34 protein-coding genes are annotated in these 20,007 nt (G+C 58.2%); 2 read left to right on the top strand and 32 right to left on the bottom strand.

Features of this window, described 5'->3' with window-relative positions; genetic code table 11:
• Positions 1-38 precede the first annotated feature (38 nt).
• Both C2I19_RS15020 and C2I19_RS15015 read right to left on the bottom strand, forming a co-directional pair.
• The gene (locus tag C2I19_RS15020) at positions 39-1,685 is read right to left on the bottom strand and encodes a methyl-accepting chemotaxis protein (protein WP_103903507.1); all 1,647 of its coding nucleotides are present in this window, start codon (positions 1,683-1,685) and stop codon (positions 39-41) included.
• A 128-nt stretch (positions 1,686-1,813) separates the two neighbouring features.
• Positions 1,814-3,691, bottom strand: a complete 1,878-nt coding sequence (locus tag C2I19_RS15015; protein ID WP_103903490.1) for a methyl-accepting chemotaxis protein — start codon at positions 3,689-3,691, stop codon at positions 1,814-1,816.
• Between the two features lie 392 nt (positions 3,692-4,083).
• Between C2I19_RS15015 and C2I19_RS15010 the strand changes: the two genes are divergently transcribed.
• Together C2I19_RS15010 and C2I19_RS15005 are read left to right on the top strand one after the other, a co-directional pair.
• Positions 4,084-4,878 carry an MOSC domain-containing protein gene (locus C2I19_RS15010; RefSeq protein WP_103903489.1) on the top strand — a complete coding sequence of 265 codons (795 nt, stop codon included), beginning with the start codon at positions 4,084-4,086 and terminating at the stop codon, positions 4,876-4,878.
• A gap of 33 nt (positions 4,879-4,911) precedes the next feature.
• On the top strand, positions 4,912-5,826 hold the full coding sequence (locus C2I19_RS15005; RefSeq protein WP_103903488.1) for a glutaminase: 915 nt from the start codon (positions 4,912-4,914) through the stop codon (positions 5,824-5,826).
• A 95-nt stretch (positions 5,827-5,921) separates the two neighbouring features.
• Here the strand turns inward: C2I19_RS15005 and rplQ are convergent, their stop codons facing one another.
• From rplQ to C2I19_RS14855, 30 genes are all read right to left on the bottom strand, one after another.
• Positions 5,922-6,317: a 50S ribosomal protein L17 gene (gene rplQ, locus C2I19_RS15000; RefSeq protein WP_103903487.1), complete on the bottom strand. Its 396-nt coding sequence runs from the start codon at positions 6,315-6,317 to the stop codon at positions 5,922-5,924.
• Between the two features lie 24 nt (positions 6,318-6,341).
• A complete protein-coding gene (locus C2I19_RS14995) occupies positions 6,342-7,325 on the bottom strand; it encodes a DNA-directed RNA polymerase subunit alpha (protein ID WP_103903506.1) in 984 nt (327 codons plus the stop codon).
• A gap of 23 nt (positions 7,326-7,348) precedes the next feature.
• Positions 7,349-7,969 carry a 30S ribosomal protein S4 gene (gene rpsD, locus C2I19_RS14990; protein ID WP_103903486.1) on the bottom strand — a complete coding sequence of 207 codons (621 nt, stop codon included), beginning with the start codon at positions 7,967-7,969 and terminating at the stop codon, positions 7,349-7,351.
• Positions 7,970-7,987: 18 nt separating this feature from the next.
• The gene (rpsK, locus tag C2I19_RS14985) at positions 7,988-8,383 is read right to left on the bottom strand and encodes a 30S ribosomal protein S11 (RefSeq protein ID WP_011137709.1); all 396 of its coding nucleotides are present in this window, start codon (positions 8,381-8,383) and stop codon (positions 7,988-7,990) included.
• A 17-nt stretch (positions 8,384-8,400) separates the two neighbouring features.
• The gene (gene rpsM, locus C2I19_RS14980; protein ID WP_103903485.1) at positions 8,401-8,763 is read right to left on the bottom strand and encodes a 30S ribosomal protein S13; all 363 of its coding nucleotides are present in this window, start codon (positions 8,761-8,763) and stop codon (positions 8,401-8,403) included.
• 70 nt (positions 8,764-8,833) lie between these two features.
• On the bottom strand, positions 8,834-8,947 hold the full coding sequence (gene rpmJ / locus C2I19_RS14975) for a 50S ribosomal protein L36 (protein ID WP_011137711.1): 114 nt from the start codon (positions 8,945-8,947) through the stop codon (positions 8,834-8,836).
• A gap of 36 nt (positions 8,948-8,983) precedes the next feature.
• Positions 8,984-9,202: a translation initiation factor IF-1 gene (infA, locus tag C2I19_RS14970; RefSeq protein WP_011137712.1), complete on the bottom strand. Its 219-nt coding sequence runs from the start codon at positions 9,200-9,202 to the stop codon at positions 8,984-8,986.
• 23 nt (positions 9,203-9,225) lie between these two features.
• A complete protein-coding gene (gene secY, locus C2I19_RS14965) occupies positions 9,226-10,545 on the bottom strand; it encodes a preprotein translocase subunit SecY (protein WP_103903484.1) in 1,320 nt (439 codons plus the stop codon).
• Positions 10,546-10,556: 11 nt separating this feature from the next.
• On the bottom strand, positions 10,557-10,988 hold the full coding sequence (gene rplO / locus C2I19_RS14960; protein ID WP_103903483.1) for a 50S ribosomal protein L15: 432 nt from the start codon (positions 10,986-10,988) through the stop codon (positions 10,557-10,559).
• A gap of 3 nt (positions 10,989-10,991) precedes the next feature.
• Positions 10,992-11,177 carry a 50S ribosomal protein L30 gene (gene rpmD, locus C2I19_RS14955; RefSeq protein WP_043627110.1) on the bottom strand — a complete coding sequence of 62 codons (186 nt, stop codon included), beginning with the start codon at positions 11,175-11,177 and terminating at the stop codon, positions 10,992-10,994.
• The gene (gene rpsE, locus C2I19_RS14950; RefSeq protein ID WP_103903482.1) at positions 11,170-11,688 is read right to left on the bottom strand and encodes a 30S ribosomal protein S5; all 519 of its coding nucleotides are present in this window, start codon (positions 11,686-11,688) and stop codon (positions 11,170-11,172) included. Before rpsE ends, rpmD begins: the two co-directional genes overlap by 8 nt.
• A gap of 13 nt (positions 11,689-11,701) precedes the next feature.
• A complete protein-coding gene (gene rplR / locus C2I19_RS14945; RefSeq protein ID WP_103903481.1) occupies positions 11,702-12,055 on the bottom strand; it encodes a 50S ribosomal protein L18 in 354 nt (117 codons plus the stop codon).
• 13 nt (positions 12,056-12,068) lie between these two features.
• Positions 12,069-12,602 carry a 50S ribosomal protein L6 gene (gene rplF / locus C2I19_RS14940; protein WP_103903480.1) on the bottom strand — a complete coding sequence of 178 codons (534 nt, stop codon included), beginning with the start codon at positions 12,600-12,602 and terminating at the stop codon, positions 12,069-12,071.
• A gap of 9 nt (positions 12,603-12,611) precedes the next feature.
• On the bottom strand, positions 12,612-13,007 hold the full coding sequence (gene rpsH, locus C2I19_RS14935; RefSeq protein WP_103903479.1) for a 30S ribosomal protein S8: 396 nt from the start codon (positions 13,005-13,007) through the stop codon (positions 12,612-12,614).
• A gap of 15 nt (positions 13,008-13,022) precedes the next feature.
• Positions 13,023-13,328, bottom strand: a complete 306-nt coding sequence (rpsN, locus tag C2I19_RS14930) for a 30S ribosomal protein S14 (protein WP_103903478.1) — start codon at positions 13,326-13,328, stop codon at positions 13,023-13,025.
• 4 nt (positions 13,329-13,332) lie between these two features.
• Positions 13,333-13,872, bottom strand: a complete 540-nt coding sequence (gene rplE / locus C2I19_RS14925) for a 50S ribosomal protein L5 (RefSeq protein ID WP_021478362.1) — start codon at positions 13,870-13,872, stop codon at positions 13,333-13,335.
• 9 nt (positions 13,873-13,881) lie between these two features.
• A complete protein-coding gene (rplX, locus tag C2I19_RS14920; protein ID WP_103903477.1) occupies positions 13,882-14,196 on the bottom strand; it encodes a 50S ribosomal protein L24 in 315 nt (104 codons plus the stop codon).
• A 9-nt stretch (positions 14,197-14,205) separates the two neighbouring features.
• The gene (rplN, locus tag C2I19_RS14915) at positions 14,206-14,574 is read right to left on the bottom strand and encodes a 50S ribosomal protein L14 (RefSeq protein ID WP_011137723.1); all 369 of its coding nucleotides are present in this window, start codon (positions 14,572-14,574) and stop codon (positions 14,206-14,208) included.
• Between the two features lie 206 nt (positions 14,575-14,780).
• Positions 14,781-15,044 carry a 30S ribosomal protein S17 gene (gene rpsQ, locus C2I19_RS14910; RefSeq protein ID WP_103903476.1) on the bottom strand — a complete coding sequence of 88 codons (264 nt, stop codon included), beginning with the start codon at positions 15,042-15,044 and terminating at the stop codon, positions 14,781-14,783.
• Position 15,045: 1 nt separating this feature from the next.
• A complete protein-coding gene (gene rpmC / locus C2I19_RS14905) occupies positions 15,046-15,234 on the bottom strand; it encodes a 50S ribosomal protein L29 (protein ID WP_011137725.1) in 189 nt (62 codons plus the stop codon).
• Positions 15,234-15,650 carry a 50S ribosomal protein L16 gene (gene rplP, locus C2I19_RS14900; protein WP_043627131.1) on the bottom strand — a complete coding sequence of 139 codons (417 nt, stop codon included), beginning with the start codon at positions 15,648-15,650 and terminating at the stop codon, positions 15,234-15,236. Before rplP ends, rpmC begins: the two co-directional genes overlap by 1 nt.
• Positions 15,634-16,335 (bottom strand): 30S ribosomal protein S3, encoded by a 702-nt coding sequence (gene rpsC / locus C2I19_RS14895; protein ID WP_021478359.1) that lies wholly within the window; start codon positions 16,333-16,335, stop codon positions 15,634-15,636. Before rpsC ends, rplP begins: the two co-directional genes overlap by 17 nt.
• A 10-nt stretch (positions 16,336-16,345) precedes the next feature.
• Positions 16,346-16,675 (bottom strand): 50S ribosomal protein L22, encoded by a 330-nt coding sequence (rplV, locus tag C2I19_RS14890; protein WP_103903475.1) that lies wholly within the window; start codon positions 16,673-16,675, stop codon positions 16,346-16,348.
• A 9-nt stretch (positions 16,676-16,684) separates the two neighbouring features.
• Positions 16,685-16,963, bottom strand: a complete 279-nt coding sequence (rpsS, locus tag C2I19_RS14885; RefSeq protein ID WP_103903505.1) for a 30S ribosomal protein S19 — start codon at positions 16,961-16,963, stop codon at positions 16,685-16,687.
• Positions 16,964-16,969: 6 nt separating this feature from the next.
• Positions 16,970-17,803, bottom strand: coding sequence for a 50S ribosomal protein L2 (gene rplB / locus C2I19_RS14880; RefSeq protein ID WP_103903474.1), 834 nt, complete (start codon positions 17,801-17,803; stop codon positions 16,970-16,972).
• A gap of 11 nt (positions 17,804-17,814) precedes the next feature.
• On the bottom strand, positions 17,815-18,123 hold the full coding sequence (rplW, locus tag C2I19_RS14875) for a 50S ribosomal protein L23 (RefSeq protein WP_103903473.1): 309 nt from the start codon (positions 18,121-18,123) through the stop codon (positions 17,815-17,817).
• A complete protein-coding gene (rplD, locus tag C2I19_RS14870) occupies positions 18,120-18,740 on the bottom strand; it encodes a 50S ribosomal protein L4 (protein ID WP_103903472.1) in 621 nt (206 codons plus the stop codon). The genes rplW and rplD overlap by 4 nt, the downstream gene beginning before the upstream one ends.
• Positions 18,740-19,384, bottom strand: a complete 645-nt coding sequence (rplC, locus tag C2I19_RS14865; protein ID WP_103903471.1) for a 50S ribosomal protein L3 — start codon at positions 19,382-19,384, stop codon at positions 18,740-18,742. Before rplC ends, rplD begins: the two co-directional genes overlap by 1 nt.
• Positions 19,385-19,527: 143 nt before the next feature.
• Positions 19,528-19,839, bottom strand: a complete 312-nt coding sequence (rpsJ, locus tag C2I19_RS14860) for a 30S ribosomal protein S10 (protein ID WP_011137734.1) — start codon at positions 19,837-19,839, stop codon at positions 19,528-19,530.
• Positions 19,840-19,856: 17 nt separating this feature from the next.
• On the bottom strand, positions 19,857-20,007 hold a 151-nt coding region (locus C2I19_RS14855; RefSeq protein ID WP_500778864.1), incomplete at its 5' end, for an EF-Tu C-terminal domain-related protein.

The following is a 20,007-nucleotide window of genomic DNA, read 5'->3' as shown; positions in this document are numbered from 1 at the left end:
CCGCCGTTTCTCTTGCGCCGGTCAGCTGCGGCGCCGAATCAACCGCCCACGTTGAAGCGGGACACCAGTTGCCGCAGATTCGTCGCCAGCTGATGCATGCTGTGAATGGCCTGCGACGCCGCCTGCGAGGCCGCCGCATTGCCGCTGGCGCTCGCCGCGATCTGCTCCACGTGCTGCGCGATATGCTGGCTGGCCACGCTCTGCTCCTGCAACGCGTAGGAGATGTCGCCGACCACTTCGATCACGCCATTGGCGCTGTCCTGGATCCGCGCGATTTCCTCCCCGGCCTGCTCCGCTAGGTCAAGCCCCGCCTTCACCCGCGACACCGCCTCCTCCATGCTGTGGCGCGAATGCTCGGCGCCCTGCTGCACATCCTGGATCATGCTGGCGATCTCCTGCGTGGCCTGCGCGGTGCGCTCCGACAGTTTGCGCACCTCATCCGCCACCACCGCGAAGCCGCGCCCCATTTCACCGGCTCGCGCCGCCTCTATCGCCGCGTTCAGCGCCAGCAGATTGGTCTGGTCCGCGATGTCGCGTATCACCTGCATGATGCTGGAAATGGTCTGCGTCTTGTCCGCCAGGCTGGTGATGATGCCCGAGGTCTGGTCCACCGCGTCGTTGATCCGCCGCATTTCTCCTACCGCCTCTGCGATCACCGCGCCGCCGCTCTTGGAGCGCGTGCCGGATTCCTTGGCCAGATCGCGCGCGTCTTGCGAGCGGTCCGAGATGTGATTGACGCTGACCGTCAATTGCTCGATGGAGGCAGCCATCGCTGTAGCTGCCGAGCTCTGCTGCTCAGAGCCCCTGCCCACCGCCTCCGCCTCGCCGGTCACCTCGCGGCTGACCTGCGTCAATTGATTGGCGCCGTCGACGATGTCGCGCACCAGCCGTTGCAGCTCCAGCTGCATAGCGCTGACAGCGGCCATCAAGCTGCTGTCATCGCCGTCGCGCACCCTCACTCGCTCAGCCAGATGGCCGGCCGCGATGCGCTTGACCACCGCAACGGTGTCCTGCGGATCGCCGCCCAGCTGGCCCAGCACATTACGCAGAATCATGCCGCCCAGACCGAGCAAGAGCAGCATCGCCGCCCCCATGATGCCGCCCAGCCATAGCAGCTCGCGCTGGAACGCCGCCTCGACGTCGTCCAGATAGATGCCGGTGCCTATGATCCAGTGCCAGCCCGGCGTCGTAGCCACATAGGACAACTTGGGCACCGGCCCGGAAAAGCCCGGCTTGCTCCACACGTATTCGCCATAGCCGCCTCCGCTGGGCGAATTGATCGCATTTTGGAACAAGGTTTTCAATTCAATGCCGTTGGGGTCTTTCACCCCGGCCAGGTTCTTGCCTATCAACTCCGGCTTGGCCCCGTGCGCCACATAGTTCCAGTCGGCGTCATAGGCGAAGAAATAGTCCGACTTGTCGTAATGCATGGCGCTGATCACTTTGGACAGCGCGCGCTTGGCGTCGCCCTCGCTGATCTTGCCGTCCGCTGCCAGCTGCTCGTAAGCGCCCACCTGGGTCACCACGGCCTCCACCAGATTGCGCACCTTGTCCCGTCGGTCCTGCATCAAGCTCTGCCGCTGGTGAAACACGCTGAACATGCCCACCGCGCACACCACCAGCACCGCGATCAACATCAAGCCCTGCAAGCGGACCTTCAGACTCAAGCCCGTCGTCTTTTCCATCATGCGCTCCTTGCCTATCCTCTGCGGCCCCTTGCCCCGGGCGCCTGCCCGGCAGGCCGCTCCACCGCGGGCGCGGTGTGAAAAAGCCCGGTTTGCCCGGGCTTTCTGCTTTTCAGCAGCGACGCTGCTTAAACGTGGAAGCTGGAGAACAGCTGCCGCATATTGTTCGCCGACTGCGTCAGGTCGGACAGCGTGTCGCGTACCGTCTGCAGCGCGTCGTCGCTATCCACGATGCGGCCGTTGATCTGCTCCGTGCTCTGGGCGATCAGCGTGGTGGCCTTGTGCTGCTCGCTGGTGGACAGGGTGATCTCGTTCATCTTGGACATCACGTCCTGCATCGCCTGCTGGATCTTCTCGATGCGCTCCACCGCGCTCTGGGTCAGCTCTACGCCGCCGTCCACCGAGTTGACGGTGCGCTGCATATTGCTGACTGCCTGGCTGGTTTCCTCGCGTATGGTGCTGACCATGCCGGAAATTTCCACCGTGGCTTGGCCGGTGCGCTCGGCCAGTTTGCGCACTTCATCCGCCACCACCGCGAAGCCGCGGCCCATCTCGCCGGCGCGCGCCGCTTCGATTGCGGCATTCAAGGCCAGCAGATTGGTTTGATCCGCGATGTCCTTGATCACATTGGTGATGCCGCTGATCTGCTGCGAACGCTGATCCAGCGAGGACAGCATGCTGGACAGGCCCTTCACCGCGTCCACCGTGCTGTTCATTTCATTGGAGATGCGCAGCATGCCGCTGGCGCTCTCGCTGGACACATCGCCGGTGTGGTTCACCAGCGTGTCCGCCTCGCGCGCCGCATCGGCGATGTGCGAAATGCTGACGGTGATCTGTTCCAGTGTCGCCGCGTTGGAGCTGGACACGTCGGCGATCTGGCGCGAATCATGCGCCACCTTGTCCACCGTCTGCGTCACGCTCTCCACGCCGCTGGTCACGCGCTCGGCCTCTTCCTTCACCGCCAGGAACATTTTCTGCAACTGATCGATAAAGCGGTTGAAAGCCGTGGCGGTTTCGGCGATTTCGTCCTGGCCGCTCACCTGAATGCGGCGGGTCAGGTCGCCTTCGCCCTGCGAGATTTCCAACATCGCGCCGCGCAGGCGGCCCAGGCCGGACAGCATCTGGCTCAGCAGCACACTGGCCACCGGCACCAGAATCACCACGCACAAGGAGCCAAGCCCAATGATGGTGAACAGCAGGGTATGCAGCGGACCGGACACCACGGAGCCATCGGTCACCACGCCCAGCAGCCAGTTAGTGCCTTCCACCGGCTGCACTTCCACCAGCTTGTCTTCACCGCCGATCTGCACAGTCGCCATGCCGTTGGTGCCCGCCATCTGTACCAGACGGTCGCCGGTCAAGTCCGGCACCTTCTCGGATAGCGGCTTCAGCGTCAGGCTGGCATCCGGGTGGGCGATCACCTTGCCGGTCTTGTCGACCAGGAAAGCGTAGCCATTGCCGCGCAGCTTGACCCCCAGCACCGTCTTCACTAGGTCGTCGATGAAGATATCGCCGCCGACCACGGCTTTCAGGCCGCTGCCGTCCTTGACCGGGGAAACGAAGGTCACCACCAGCTTTTTCGTGTCGAAATCGACATAGGGATCGGACACGCCGGGATTGCCGCTGGCGGCCGCCTGTTGATACCAAGGCCGCGCCACAGGGTCATAGCCCTGCGGCTGCGGCTTCATGTCGGAACGAATCATCACATGCTGGGCGGTTCCGATATAAGTCATGTCGAAACCGCCAGCCTGACTCAAGCGCGCCAGCGTCTGCCGCGGGTCCTGATCCGCCACCAGCGGATTGGCCGCGATCACCACGCCCACCTTGCTCTTGTACCAACTGGCGACTAGGCCGGCATAGCCCTTGGAGGTGCCATCCAGCTCGTTTTCCACGCCATGGACGATTTCATTCCTCATCTGGCTGTAGACCAGCACCGTAATCACCATGCCCAGCACAACCAATAACAGGGCAATAAAAGCAATCAGCTTGACTCGCAAAGAGCGCATACCACTTCCTCCTCATCCCCAACCACTTGCGACGCCACCGCGGCGTTATTCTCCGCCGCGTCTGGCACTGTTTATGATGTCTTTACCTACTCAGGTTTAGTCCGAATTCGCACAAAGCTCAACGAACAAACCTCAGCACAAGAATCTTTCCATGCGCGATTGCATTGGCGTTGATCTTGGTCACATTCCGTCGTACTGCGTCAGAATGGTCCGACAATCCGTCATGGCTCACAATGTAAATTGTCGGTGAAATATATGCAACGTTCCTCTTACAAACCACCCGGCTAAGACTACGGCTTTTAGTTAAAGATTTTGTCATGCCCTCCCCGCCCCGCAGCTGTTCAGCCGCCTTCCGCGCTGATAGCATCATGGCAAACGCTTAGGAGCCCGCCATGCAGTTGTCCGCCATGTTCGTCCATCCGCTGAAATCCGCGCGCGGCATTGCCAGCACTCGCGCCTTCGCCGGCAAGCTAGGTCTGCTGCATGATCGCGAGTGGCTGCTGACCACGCCGGACGGCAAGCAGATTACCGCTCGCACGCATCCGCAGCTGCTGCGCGTGCGAGTGGAGCTGATGCCCGGCGGCATTCTGCTGCACTATCCCGAACAAGCGCCCATCTTCGCGATGACCACGGTCTACACCCGCCCCCATCCCGCCCAAGTCTGGCAGGATGGCTTCCAGGCTTGGCATGGCGACGAGCGGCTGGATGCCTGGTTCACCACCATTGCCGGCGTCGAATGCCGGCTGCTGTGGCTGGGAGCCCAATCCCAACGCCCCTTTCTGGACGGCGAAAGCATGAGTTTCGCTGATGGTTATCCCTTCCTGCTGATCAACCAGGCTTCATTGGACGAGTTGAACCAACAGCTTCCCGCCCCCGCCAGCTTGCGCAACTTCCGCCCCAATCTGGTCATAGCCGGCGCCTACCCTTGGCAAGAAGATGAGTGGCGCGTCATCCGCATCGGCGATCTGGTATTCGACGTGATGAAACCGTGCACTCGCTGCGTGCTGACCACCATGGATCCCGAGCTTGGCATCAAGCGCGCCGACGGAGAGCCCTTGCAGACTCTGGTCCGAACCCGCCGCTTCGACGAGGGCGTTTGCTTCGGCATGAATCTGCGAGCGCGCAGCGAAGGCATGCTGGAGCTGGGCGCGCCGGTCGAAGTGCTAGAGCAGCGCTACAGCTTCTAGACTGACACGCCGCGCTCTGATTACAATCATTGAATGAATCTGCAAGCGCTCATTGAAGATATCCGGCAGCAAGTCCTGCCCTTCTACGACCAAGGCCAGGTCGCCGACTATATTCCGGCGCTGGCCGCGGTGCCGCCTCGCCAGTTCGCCTTCGCCATCCACACCCTGGATGGCGAGCAATACGCTTGCGGCGACGCGGATACGCCATTCTCCATGCAGAGTATCAGCAAGGCCTTCATGCTGGCGCTGACGCTGCAGGCCGATGGCGAGCAGTTGTGGCGACACGTTGGCAAAGAGCCCTCCGGCAATCCCTTCAATTCCCTGGTGCAGCTGGAGTACGAACACGGCATTCCCCGCAATCCCTTCATCAACGCCGGCGCGCTGGCAGTCACCGACCGAGCCATTGGCCACTTCGGAGATGCTCACGCCCGCCTGCTCAGTTGGCTGCGCAGCGAGACCGGCAATGCCGCGCTGACTGCCGACGAAGCCATCGCCTCCTCGGAGCGCGCGCATGGCGACCGCAACGCGGCGCTAGCGCATTTCATGAAAAGCTACGGCAATATCCAGCACGAAGTGGGCGATGTGCTGGACCAGTATTTTCACAATTGCAGCATCGCATTGAACTGCCGCGAGCTGGCGCGCGCCGGCCTGTTCCTGGCCAACCACGGCGTATCTACGCTGACTGGCGAACGATACCTGAGCCGCAGCCAGGCCAAACAGGTGAACGCCGTCATGCTGACCTGCGGCACCTATGACGCGGCGGGCGAATTCGCCTATCGCGTGGGACTGCCGGTGAAGAGCGGAGTGGGCGGGGGCTTGCTGGCGGTGATACCAGGCAAGATGAGCATAGCGGTATGGAGCCCGCAACTGGATACGCGCGGCAATTCCGTGCTCGGCTTGGAGGCCCTGGATCGATTCAGCACCGCCACCGGGCTCTCCATCTTCTAAATGAGCGGAACCGGGCGCGATTTGGCGGGCCCGGTTTCTAAAGGCATGAAAAAAGCCAGCTCCTGAGAGCTGGCTTCTTTCTGCAACTTCGTCGATTACTCGGCGGAGTTGTCTTCTACGGCAACGGATTCTTCCGGACGGTCCACCAGCTCTACCAGAGCCATCGGGGCGTTGTCGCCCTTGCGGAAACCGTACTTCAGGATACGCACGTAACCACCATTGCGGGTAGCGTAGCGCGCGCCGAGCACGTCGAAGAGTTTAACCACGATTTCGCGGTCACGAGTGCGGTCGAACGCCAGACGACGATTGGCGAGAGACGGCTTTTTGCCGAGCGTGATGAGCGGCTCGGCCACACGACGCAGTTCCTTGGCCTTCGGCAGCGTGGTCACGATTGCTTCGTGCTTCAGCAGCGAGTTGGCCATGTTGCGCAGCATCGCCAGACGATGGCTGGTCGTGCGGTTCAGTTTACGATTACTGTAACGATGACGCATTGTTAATGTCCTTTAGTCTCAAACTTACGGCTTTTCCAGGCCAGCCGGAGGCCAGTTCTCGAGCTTCATGCCGAGAGTCAGGCCCTTGGAAGCGAGAACTTCCTTGATCTCGTTCAGCGACTTGCGGCCGAGGTTCGGAGTCTTCAGAAGCTCGGTTTCGGTGCGCTGGATCAGATCGCCGATGTAATAAATGTTCTCTGCTTTCAGGCAGTTGGCCGAACGGACCGTCAGTTCAAGATCGTCTACCGGACGCAGCAGGATCGGATCGATCGGCGGCGCCTTTTCAACGACTTCTTCAACCGCTGTGCCTTGGAGATCGGCAAAGATCGACAGCTGATCCATCAGGATGCGGGCTGCGTTGCGCACAGCCTGCTCCGGCTCGATGACGCCATTGGTCTCGATATCGAGAACCAGGCGGTCGAGGTCGGTACGCTGTTCCACACGGGCGCTTTCCACAGCGAAGCTCACGCGGCGAACCGGCGAGAAGGAAGCGTCCAGTTGGATGGTACCGATGGAACGGTTGTCGTCATGGCTGGTGCGAACGGACACCGGCTGATAGCCGCGGCCCTTCTCCACCTTGATCTCCATGTCGATCTTGCCGCCGGCGGAGATGTGACAAATCACGTGTTCCGGATTGATCACTTCCACGTCATGCGGCAGCTCGATATCGCTAGCCAAGACAGCGCCCTCGCCTTCCTTTTTCAAGGTCAGCACGACACTGTCGCGACCATGTAGCTTAAGCACTACGCCCTTGAGGTTGAGAAGGATGTCAACGACATCCTCCCGCACACCATCAAGCGCGGAATACTCATGCAAAACGCCAGCGATAGTCACTTCGGTCGGAGCGTAGCCCGGCATCGACGACAACAGAATACGGCGCAGCGAATTGCCCAGAGTATGGGCATAGCCGCGCTCAAACGGCTCCATCGACACGCGAGCGTGAGTGGCGGAAACCGGTTGTACGTCGATCAGACGAGGTTTCAGAAATTCCGAAGCGCTGTTTTGCATAGTCATTCCCTAAGAGCTAGCGATTACTTGGAGTAGAATTCCACAACGAGTTGTTCGTTGATATCGCTAGACAGTTCGGAACGTTCCGGAGCGGATTTGAAAACGCCTTCCATTTTCTTGGAGTCAACAGACACCCAAGTCGGGAAGCCGCCTTGCTCGGCCAGCGCCAGACCTTCGACGATGCGAGCCTGCTTCTTGGCTTTTTCGCGGACGGACACAACGTCACCGGACTTAACCTGGTAAGACGGAATGTTCACAACCTGGCCGTTCACAACGATAGCCTTGTGGCTAACCAGCTGGCGCGCTTCGGCGCGAGTGGAGCCAAAGCCCATGCGATATACAACGTTGTCCAGGCGGGACTCAAGCAGCTTCAGCAGGTTTTCACCCGTGGAGCCCTTGCGGCGAACAGCTTCCGCAAAGTAGTTGCGGAACTGACGCTCGAGTACGCCGTAGATGCGGCGGATTTTCTGCTTTTCACGCAGCTGGACGCCATAGTCCGACAAGCGGCCGCGACGGGCGCCATGTTGACCAGGAGCTGCATCCAGTTTGCATTTGGAATCCAGTGCACGACGCGCGCTCTTCAGGAAAAGGTCGGTGCCTTCACGACGAGCGAGCTTGCACTTCGGGCCAATATAACGTGCCATGTTCTCACACTCTCCGAATTAGATACGACGTTTTTTGGGCGGACGGCAACCGTTGTGCGGTACCGGCGTCACGTCGGAGATGCTGGTGATCTTGAAACCCAGCGAGTTGAGTGCGCGAACAGCGGATTCACGACCCGGGCCCGGGCCTTTGATACGAACTTCGAGGTTCTTCACACCATATTCTTGGGCAACTTTACCAGCGTGCTCTGCGGCTACCTGAGCGGCAAAGGGTGTACTCTTGCGCGAGCCCTTAAAACCAGCGCCGCCAGAGGTAGCCCAAGACAGTGCATTGCCTTGACGGTCGGTGATAGTGATGATGGTGTTGTTGAACGAAGCGTGCACGTGCACGATGCCTTCGCTAACAGACTTGCGCACTTTTTTACGTACACGGACAGCTGTGTTTGCTTTAGCCATTCTCTGTGTTCCTTAGTTTACTTCTTGCCGGCAATCGCCTTGCGCGGACCCTTGCGAGTGCGAGCATTGGTGCGAGTGCGTTGACCGCGGCACGGCAAGCCGCGACGATGGCGGAAGCCGCGATAGCAGCCCATGTCCATCAGACGCTTGATGCTCATGGTGATTTCACGACGCAGGTCACCTTCAACGGTGAACTTAGCCACTTGATCACGCAGAGTTTCCATTTCAGCTTCCGTCAGATCCTTCACTTTCGTGGAGGGGCTCACGCCGGCAGCAACACAAATTTGCTGAGCGCGAGTCTGACCGATGCCGAAAATTGCCTGCAGGCCGATAACGGCATGCGCATGATTGGGGATGTTTACCCCTGCAATACGGGCCATACTCTTTCCTTAAGCCTTAAGACCTTGAAAAGTTTGCGATTGTATCACGCAAATCCAGGTCTAACAAATGTTAGCCTTGTTTTTGCTTGTGACGCGGGTCCGTGCAGATCACGCGTACCACGCGATTGCGACGAATAATTTTGCAATTACGGCAAATCTTCTTTACAGAAGGCTGTACTCGCATGTTCAGATCCTTTCAAATCCTAAAAGAGCGAATGCGTTACTTCGCGCGGAACACAATTCGGGCGCGGGACAGATCGTATGGAGTCAGCTCCACAGTCACCTTGTCACCCGGCAGGATGCGGATGTAGTGCATCCGCATCTTCCCAGAGATATGCCCGAGTACCACGTGTCCATTTTCCAGCTTGATCTTGAAAGTTGCGCTGGGCAAATTTTCCAAGACCTCGCCTTGCATCTGGATAGTGTCTTCCTTAGCCATATAACCCAGTGTGAGCTCGTATGTCAGCGGGTAAGGGCGTTGCCTTTGAAGTTGGCCTTCTTCAGCAAGCTCTCGTACTGATGCGACAACACGTAGGACTGTATCTGCGCCATGAAATCCATAGTCACCACCACCATGATCAGCAGCGATGTACCGCCAAAGTAGAACGGCACGTTCCACTTCAGGATCAGGAACTCAGGCATCAGACAGACCAGCGTGATGTAAATCGCACCGATCAGCGTCAGCCGCAGAATGATCCTCTCGATATAACGAGAAGTCTGCTCGCCTGGACGGATGCCCGGGATGAACGCCCCGCTCTTCTTCAGGTTGTCAGCCGTTTCCTTCGGGTTGAATACCAACGCCGTGTAGAAATAGCAGAAGAAGATGATCGCCGCTGTGTACAGCAGCACATAGATGGGCTGACCCGGATGCAGCTTGTCAGCCACGCCCTTCAGCCACGACATGTGCTCGCCCTGACCAAACCAACCGAGAACGGTGGCAGGAAACAGGATGATGCTGGAAGCGAAGATCGGAGGAATCACCCCCGCCATGTTGAGCTTGAGCGGCAAATGCGTGCTCTGGCCTTGCATGACGCGATTGCCCACCTGACGCTTGGCGTAGTTCACTAGCACCTTACGCTGGCCACGCTCGGCGTAGACCACAACGAAAGTCACCAGAATCACCCCAACGAACAGCAGGATGGCAAACAGAATGGGCAAAGACCCCTGACTGGTCAGAGTCAGGGTTTTACCAATGGCAGCCGGCACGCCCGACGCGATACCCGCGCAGATGAGCAGCGAGATACCGTTGCCGATACCGCGCTCGGTGATCTGTTCGCCCAACCACATCAGGAACATGGTACCGGTGACCAGACACACCACGCTTGTCAGGTAAAACTCCCACTGAGCAGTCATCACCAGGTTTGGCTGCTTATACAACATCACCGCGATGCCGAAACTCTGGAAAGAGGCGAGCGCCACGGTGGCATAACGCGTGTACTGGGTTATCTTGCGACGTCCCGCATCGCCTTCCTTCTTCAGCTGCTTCAACGTCGGAATCACTTCCGCCGCCAACTGCAGGATGATGGAAGCCGAGATATACGGCGTGATGCCCAAGGCAAACACGGTAAATCTCGAGAGGGCGCCGCCCGAGAACATGTTGAACATGTCGAGCAGGCCCGTCTGCGATGTGTGGAACAACTTCGCTAGTTCAGCAGGATTCACGCCGGGAACCGGTATGTGGGCGCCAATACGGAAAACGATCAGCGCGCCAAGCAGGAACCAGATCCGACGCTTCAGATCACCAAACTTATTGGCATTTGCCACTAGAGAAGTATTCGCCACAGATTTATGCCTTATTCAACGCTGCCGCCGGCAGCTTCGATGGCAGCGCGGGCACCGGCGGTTACGCCAATGCCACGCAGTTTCACTGCGCGATCAATCTTGCCGGACAGCACCACCTTGGCCACCAGGGCTTGGGCGGATACCAGACCAGCTTGCTTGAGGGACAGCAGATCTATTTCGCTAACCGGCAGCAGGCTCAGCTCGGACAGACGAACTTCGCAAACAAAGCGAGCCGTCAGAGACTTGAAGCCGCGCTTAGGCAGGCGACGTTGCAGCGGCATTTGACCGCCTTCGAAGCCGACCTTGTGGAAACCACCGGCACGGCTCTTCTGACCCTTGTGGCCGCGGCCGCAAGTTTTGCCCAGACCGGAGCCGATGCCACGGCCTACGCGGCGCTTGGCATGCTTGGCGCCGACGCCCGGTTGTACGGTGTTCAGCAGCATCTCTTAGCCCTCGAATTTCAGCAGGTAGCTGATCTTGTTGATCATGCCACGGTTTTCCGGGGTATCGAGCACTTCTACGGTCTGACGGATCTTACGCAGACCCAGACCACGGGCGCAGGCCTTGTGAGACTCCAGGCGACCGATCAGGCTCTTTACCAGAGTGACCTTGACAGTCTTGGCGTTACTCATGACCCACCCCCAGGATGTCCTCGATGCTCAAGCCACGCTTGGCAGCAATTTGCGCCGGGGTATTGATCTTGCTCAGGCCGTCCAGAGTCGCACGCACCACGTTGTACGGGTTCGTGGAGCCATGGATCTTGGCCGAAACATTGTGGATACCCATTGCGTCGAAGATCGCGCGCATCGGACCGCCGGCCTTCACGCCGGTACCATCCTTAGCAGGCTGAATCAGGACGCGGGTAGCGCCGTGACGGCCTACAACGGTGTGCTTCACAGTACCGTTGTACAGCTTGATCTTCATCATGTTGTGGCGGGCTTGTTCCATTGCCTTTTGTACGGCAACCGGAACTTCCTTGGAACGGCCCTTACCCATGCCGATACCGCCGTCGCCATCACCAACCACGGTCAGAGCGGAGAAAGCCATGATACGGCCGCCCTTGACCACTTTGGTGACGCGGTTGACGCTGATCATTTTCTCGACCAGACCGTCGCCGCGATCTTCTATTTCGTGCTTAGCCATTCTTTACTCCGAATTAGAATACGAGGCCGTGTTCGCGAGCGGCGTCAGCCAGGGCCTTCATGCGGCCGTGGTACTTGAAGCCGGAGCGGTCAAAGGCCACGTTTACGATGCCAGCCGCCTTAGCCTTTTCAGCAATGCGCTTGCCGATCAGAGCCGCAGCTGCCACGTTGCCACCATTGGCCAGCTCAGCGCGCACTTCGGTTTCCAGCGAAGAAGCGCTGGCCAGTACTTTGCTGCCGGTCTCGTCAATGATTTGGGCATAAATGTGGCTATTGGTGCGATGCACAGAGAGGCGCACCATCTTGAGCTCCGCGATCCGTGCACGGGTTTTACGTGCGCGGCGGAGTCGAGCTTGTTTCTTGTCCATGTCAGTGCCTCAGTTACTTCTTCTTGGTTTCTTTCAGAACCACAACCTCGTCGGCATAACGAACGCCCTTGCCCTTGTAGGGTTCCGGCGAGCGGTATGCGCGGATTTCGGCTGCGACCTGGCCAACCAGCTGCTTGTTAGCGCCTTTGACCAGGATCTCGGTCTGAGTCGGGGTCTCAACCTTGATGCCTTCCGGCATCTTATGAGCCACCGGGTGCGAGAAACCCAGAGACAGGTTCAGGGTATCGCCTTGAGCCTGGGCACGATAGCCCACGCCTACCAGCTGCAGCTTCTTCTCGAAGCCCTTGGATACGCCGTTCACCATATTGTTCAGCAGCGCGCGCAGGGTGCCGGACATGGCACGCGCGAACTTGCTGTCATTCTTGGCGGCGAAAGTCAGTTGGCCGTTGTCCAGCTTGACTTCCACGTCGTTGCACAGAGCGGTGCTCAGGGAGCCCAGGGCGCCCTTCACAGTCACGTCTGCAGCGCCGAACTTCACTTCGACGCCGGCCGGGATGGCTACCGGATTCTTAGCTACGCGAGACATTTGACCCCCTTACGCCACGACGCAGAGCAGTTCGCCGCCGATACCGGCTGCGCGTGCCTTGCGATCGGTCATCACGCCCTTGGAGGTGGACAGAATCGCCACGCCCAGACCATTCATGACCTTCGGGATTTCGGTGGAGCCCTTGTACACGCGCAGGCCAGGACGGGATACGCGCTCAATGCGTTCGATCACCGGACGGCCAGCGTAGTACTTGAGCTGGATATCGAGAACAGGCTTCTTCTCTTCGCCGGCAACGGCGAAATCTTCGATGTAGCCTTCTTCCTTCAACACCTGCGCCAGCGCAACCTTCAGCTTCGAGCAAGGCATGGAAACCTTGATTTTGGAAGCGAGTTGGCCGTTGCGGATGCGGGTCAACATATCGGAAATAGGATCGTGCATGCTCATTCTATGTGTCTCCTATTACCAGCTGGCCTTCACAACACCCGGAATCTCACCCTTCATGGCGATCTCACGCAGCTTGTTGCGACCCAAACCGAATTTACGGAACACACCACGCGGACGACCGGTCACGGCGCAGCGACGACGCTGGCGAACCGGAGAAGCGTTGCGCGGCAGCTGCTGTAGTTGCAGGCGGGCGGCAAAACGCTCTTCTTCCGAGAGGTTCTGGTTATTGATGGTGGCGATCAACGCTTCACGCTTGGCAGAAAACTTATTTGCCAGCTTGACGCGCTTTTCTTCACGGTTAATCAGTGCAAGTCGTGCCATGTGCTTAACCCTTGAACGGGAACTTGAACGCGGCCAGCAGAGCGCGGGCCTCTTCGTCAGTCTTCGCCGAGGTAGTGATAGTGATGTTCATACCACGCAGAGCATCGATCTTGTCGTACTCAATTTCCGGGAAGATGATCTGTTCTTTAACGCCCATGTTGTAGTTGCCGCGGCCGTCGAAGGACTTGGCAGATACACCACGGAAGTCGCGAACGCGCGGCAGCGCGATGGTGACCAGGCGGTCCAGGAACTCATACATGCGTTCGCGACGCAGAGTTACCTTGCAACCAACCGGATAGTCGTCGCGGATCTTGAAGCCGGCGATGGACTTGCGGGCGGTGGTGACAACCGGCTTTTGGCCGGCGATCTTTTCCATATCGCCCACGGCGAATTCCATTACCTTTTTATCGGCAACAGCTTCACCCACGCCCATGTTCACGGTGATCTTCTCGATACGCGGAACTTGCATGATCGACTTGTAGCCGAACTGTTTCATCAGTTCCGGCACTACGCTGTCTTTGTAGAAATCGTAGAGACGTGCCATGTTTGCTCCTTAGGCGCCGATAACTTCGCCGCTGGACTTGAACACGCGCACCTTGCGGCCGTCTTCAAGAACCTTGAAGCCTACGCGGTCAGCCTTTTGGCTTGCCGGATTGAAAATCGCGACGTTAGAAGCGTCGACAGGCATGGTCTTCTCGACGATACCGCCAGCTACGCCACGTACCGGGTTCGGCTTCTGATGCTTCTTGGCGACGTTCACGCCTTCCACAACCAGCTTGGTTTCCAGAACACGCAGAACGGTACCGCGCTTGCCTTTGTCTTTGCCGGTGATTACTACGACTTCATCACCTTTACGAATTTTGCGCATGTGACCTCCTTACAGCACTTCAGGAGCCAGCGATACGATCTTCATGAAGCGTTCGGTACGCAGTTCACGCGTAACGGGCCCGAAGATACGTGTGCCGATCGGCTCAAGCTTGTTGTTGAGCAGAACAGCAGCATTGCTGTCAAACTTGATCAAAGAGCCATCCGGACGGCGCACGCCTTTGGCAGTGCGTACCACGACCGCATTGTATACGTCGCCTTTTTTGACGCGACCACGCGGAGCGGCATCCTTGATGCTCACCTTGATGATGTCACCTACGCTAGCATAGCGACGCTTGGAGCCACCCAGCACCTTGATGCACTGAACATGACGTGCACCAGTGTTGTCTGCGACCTCAAGCATGGTCTGCATTTGGATCATTTGAGATTACCTTTCTAATCCAACTTTATCCGTCACTCTCCACTGCCGTAAGCAAGGCTTAGATGCCAGCTCGAACAGCGGAAACGCCACAGAGCATTCTGTGGCGTGTCAAACGGCCAGTTTTGGACCCCGTAAGGGCGGAACTCCTACACAGTAGGTGCAGGAGATGGCCATTATACAGAGGACCTAAGTCCTCTGCAAGCTTTTTACACTTGGCGAGATTTCTCTACCAGTGCGGTTACCACCCACGACTTGGTCTTCGAGAGCGGACGGGACTCGCTGATTACTACGATGTCGCCGGCCTTGAACTCGTTGTTCTCGTCGTGTGCGTGGAACTTCTTGGAGCGACGGATGATCTTGCCGTAGATCGGGTGCTTGACTTTGCGCTCGACCAGCACGGTCACGGTCTTATCCATCTTGTCGCTGACCACAACGCCGGTCAGCGTACGTACCACTTTGGTTTCGCTCATCTTAAACTGCCTTTTCTTTCAGAACGGTGCGAACACGAGCGATGTCGCGACGCACTTTCTTCAGTTCAGAGGTCTTGGCGAGTTGCTGAGTAGCGTGCTGCATGCGCAGCGCAAACTGGGCCTTCAGCAGGCTCAGCAGTTCCGCCTTCAGCTCGTCAACAGTTTTGGCTTTCAGTTCGGACGCTTTCATTACTGACCTACCTGTTTGGTTACGAACACAGTGGCGATCGGCAACTTAGCTGCGGCCAGACGGAAAGCTTCGCGAGCGAGTTCCTCGGATACGCCATCCATTTCGTACAGCATCTTGCCAGGCTGAATCTCAGCCACGTAGTACTCCGGAGATCCCTTACCCCCGCCCATACGGACTTCGGCCGGCTTGGAGGTGATCGGTTTGTCCGGGAAGATACGGATCCAGATGCGGCCGCCACGCTTGATGTGACGGGTCATCGCACGACGCGCAGCTTCGATCTGACGCGCGGTCAGACGACCACGACCAACAGCCTTCAGACCGAAATCACCAAAGCTCACCTTGTTGCCACGAGTGGCGATACCGGTGTTGCGGCCTTTGTGCTGTTTACGGTACTTGAGTCTAGTTGGCTGCAGCATTGCGGGCACCCTTTCTCATTTTCTTCTCGGGAGCGGCCGGGGCGGCTACAACTTGGCCCGGCTTCAGCTCGCCTTTGTACACCCATACTTTGATGCCGATGATACCGTAGGTAGTCTTGGCTTCAGAGGTAGCGTAGTCCACATCGGCGCGCAGGGTATGCAGCGGCACGCGGCCTTCGCGGTACCATTCGCTACGAGCGATGTCGATGCCGTTCAGACGGCCGGACGACATGATCTTGATGCCTTCGGCACCCAGACGCATGGCGTTTTGCATGGCGCGCTTCATTGCGCGACGGAACATCACGCGCTTCTCCAGCTGGGAAGCGATGCCGTCGGCGATGATTTGCGCATCCAGTTCCGGCTTGCGAACTTCTTCGATGTTCACGTGGACCGGCACGCCCAGGCGCTTTTGCAGTTCTTGCTTCAGAACTTCAATGTCTTCGCCCTTCTTGCCAATCACCACGCCCGGACGGGCGCTGTGAATGGTGATGCGGGCGGACTTAGCCGGACGCTCGATGGTTACACGGCCAACCGAAGCATGACCCAGACGCTTCTTCAGGAATGCGCGAACTTCGATATCCTGCTTCAGCATTTCCGGGAAGTTCTGCGAAGACGCGAACCACTTGGAAGACCAGTTTTTGTTAACGGCAAGACGGAATCCCGTCGGATGAATCTTCTGACCCATTTCTTACCCCTTAATTGCCAACGGTCAAGGAAATGTGGCAGGTCTGCTTTTCGATGCGATTGCCACGACCCTTAGCACGGGCAGTGAAACGCTTCAGACTAGCGCCCTTGTCAACAAAGATGCTGGTGACACGCAGGGTGTCGATGTCAGCGCCTTCGTTGTGCTCGGCGTTAGCGATGGCAGATTCCAGCACTTTCTTGATGATGACCGCACCCTTTTTCGGGGAGAAGGCCAGGACATTCAGCGCCTGATCGACGGGCATGCCGCGGACCAGATCCGCTACCAGGCGGCACTTTTGAGCCGACAGGCGAACACTTTTCAGATTTGCAGATACTCTCATCGCTTCACCTTACTTCTTCTTCGCCTTCTTATCGGCAGCATGGCCTTTGAAGGTGCGAGTCAGCGAGAATTCACCCAGTTTGTGGCCGACCATGTTTTCAGAAACATAGACGGGAACGTGAGTGCGACCGTTGTGTACAGCGATGGTCAAGCCAATGAAGTCCGGCAGGACGGTCGAACGACGTGACCAGGTCTTGATCGGACGCTTGTCGCCGGTTGCCCGCACCGCATCTACCTTCTTCAGGAGATGCAGGTCAACGAACGGGCCTTTTTTCTGCGAACGTGCCATTGTCAATTACCCTTTGTTGGAATAGCGACGGCGTACGATCATGTTATCGGTACGCTTGTTGCGACGGGTGCGGAAGCCCTTAGCCGGGGTACCCCACGGGCTAACCGGTACGCGACCTTCGCCAGTACGGCCTTCACCACCACCGTGCGGGTGGTCGATCGGGTTCATCGCCGTACCGCGAACGGTCGGACGAATACCGCGCCAACGGGTTGCGCCAGCCTTGCCCAGCTTGCGCAGGGAGTGCTCTTCGTTACCCACTTCACCAACGGTCGCACGGCAATCGACGTGAACCAGGCGGATCTCGCCAGAGCGCAGACGCAGTTGAGCGTAAACGCCTTCGCGAGCCAGCAGCATTGCAGAAGCGCCAGCGGAACGGACCATCTGAGCGCCCTTGCCGGGTTGCATTTCCACGCAGTGGATAGTGGTACCCACCGGGATGTTGCGGATCGGCAGAGCGTTACCGGCCTTGATCGGAGCCTCGGAACCGGACAGCAGAACAGCGCCAACCTTCACGCCGCGCGGAGCGACGATGTAGCGACGTTCGCCATCGGCGTAGCACAACAGGGCGATGTGAGCGGTGCGGTTCGGATCGTATTCGATGCGTTCCACTTTCGCCGGGATGCCATCCTTGTTGCGACGGAAGTCGATCAGACGGTAGTGCTTCTTATGACCGCCACCACGATGACGCGTGGTGATGTGGCCATTGTTATTACGGCCGCCAGTCGAGTTTTTCTTCTCAACCAGAGAGGCCAGCGGAGCGCCCTTGTGCAGATCCGGGTTTACAACCTTGACGACTGCACGACGACCCGCGGAAGTCGGTTTTACTTTAACGATAGGCATGCTCTATCTCCTTACTCCGCCGCGGCCGGGGTAGCGGTCAGGTCGATTTCTTGACCTTCGACCAGGCTAACATAGGCCTTCTTCCAGTCACTGCGACGACCCGTGCTGCGGCCGAAACGCTTCACCTTGCCCTTGACGTTCACGGTGGAAACGCCTTCAACTTTCACGTTGAACAGCATTTCAACAGCAGCCTTGATTTCCGGCTTGGTTGCGTTGGTAGCAACACGGAACGCCATTTGCTGGTTCTTCTCAGCGATCATGGTGCTCTTTTCGGAAACAATAGGAGCAAGGATTACTTGCAACAGACGTTCTTGGTTCATGCCCACTGCTCCTCCAGTTGCTTCACGGCGTCGCGGGTGATCACGGTCTTCTTGAAGCGCAGCAGGCTGTACGGGTCAGCTTGTTGAGCCTCGATAACCAGCACGTTCGGCAGGTTACGCGAAGAGAGATAGAGGTTTTCGCTCAGTTCACCAGTGATGAACAGGGCTTGTTCCAGACCCATGGGCTGAACAGCGCCAACGAATTCCTTGGTCTTCGGGCTGTTGATGGACAGCTCATCAACCACGATCAGACGCTCGTCGCGCACCAGCTGCGACAGGATCGAAGCCATGCCAGCGCGGAACATCTTACGGTTGACCTTCTGAGTGAAGTTCTCGTCCGGCTTGTTCGGGAAGGCACGGCCACCACCACGACGGTTCGGGGTGGAAGTCATACCGGCACGAGCGTTACCAGTGCCCTTCTGACGGAACGGCTTCTTGGTCGAGTGCTTCACTTCGGCACGAGTCAGCTGGGCGCGATTGCCGCTGCGAGCGTTCGCCAGGAACGCGGTCACGACTTGGTGCACCAGAGCTTCGTTGTATTCGCGGCCGAACAGAGAGTCGGACACTTGCAGGCTGCCAACAGCCTTGCCTTGGGTATTGATTACATTCAATTCCATTACGCACCCGCCTTCACGCTGGGACGCACAACGACTTGCCCGTTCGTGGCACCCGGGACTGCGCCCTTGACCAGGATCAGTTGGCGTTCTGCGTCGACACGAACGATCTCGAGGCACTGAACAGTGCTCTTCACGTTACCGTACTGACCGGCCATGCGCTTACCCGGGAAAACGCGACCCGGATCTTGAGCCTGACCGATGGAACCCGGCGTATTGTGCGAACGCGAGTTACCATGGGAAGCACGGTTGGAGGAGAAGTTGTGACGCTTGATCACACCAGAGAAGCCCTTACCCTTGGAGGTGCCGGTTACATCAACCAGCTGACCAACGGTGAAGATTTCAACGGCGATAGCGTCGCCAGCCTTGTAGTTAGCCAGGGTTTCGGCGGTCAGAGCGAACTCGACCAGGCCTTCACCAGCTTCTACGCCAGCCTTGGCGAAATGACCAGCGGCAGCCTTGACTACGCGGTTGGCCTTCTTGGAACCGAAGGTTACTTGAACGGCATTGTAGCCGTCAGTTTCGGCAGTTTTGATTTGCGTGACGCGGTTAGCGGACATGTCCAGCACAGTTACCGGGATGGTTGCGCCATCTTCGGCAAAAATGCGGGTCATGCCGACTTTGCGACCGACAAGACCTAAACTCATGTTTATTTCCTTTTGCAGGCGCCGATTACGATTGACCGGCATAAAAAACACAAAGCGGACTCGCCAAAATGGCGAGTCCGCTAATGTATCAAGAAAATTCAGCTACTGCAAGCACTTAGCTCGCAGCGCGCCAATTTCTCCGATTACTGCAGCTTGATTTCCACATCCACACCGGCCGGCAGGTCGAGCTTCATCAGAGCATCAACAGTCTTGTCGGTCGGATCGACGATGTCCATCAGACGCAGGTGAGTGCGGATTTCCAGCTGATCGCGGGAAGTCTTGTTCACGTGCGGGGAGCGCAGAACGTTGAAACGCTCGATCTTGGTCGGCAGCGGAACCGGACCCTTGACCACGGCGCCAGTGCGCTTGGCAGTTTCAACGATTTCCTGGGCGGAACGATCGATCAGGTTGTAATCGAAAGCCTTCAGGCGGATGCGGATTTTTTGGCTAGACATGAAAAATCTCCGATCCGTTACTTGGTGATCTTGGCAACCACGCCGGCGCCAACGGTACGGCCGCCTTCGCGAATAGCGAAGCGCAGACCTTCTTCCATGGCGATCGGAGCGATCAGTTCAACGCTGAATTCAACGTTGTCACCCGGCATAACCATTTCCACGCCTTCC

Source organism: Chromobacterium alticapitis, from assembly GCF_002924365.1.
GTDB classification, from domain to species: Bacteria; Pseudomonadota; Gammaproteobacteria; order Burkholderiales; family Chromobacteriaceae; genus Chromobacterium; species Chromobacterium alticapitis.
Note: the sequence above shows the minus strand (reverse complement) of the source record. Positions and strands in the feature narration are given on the sequence as shown.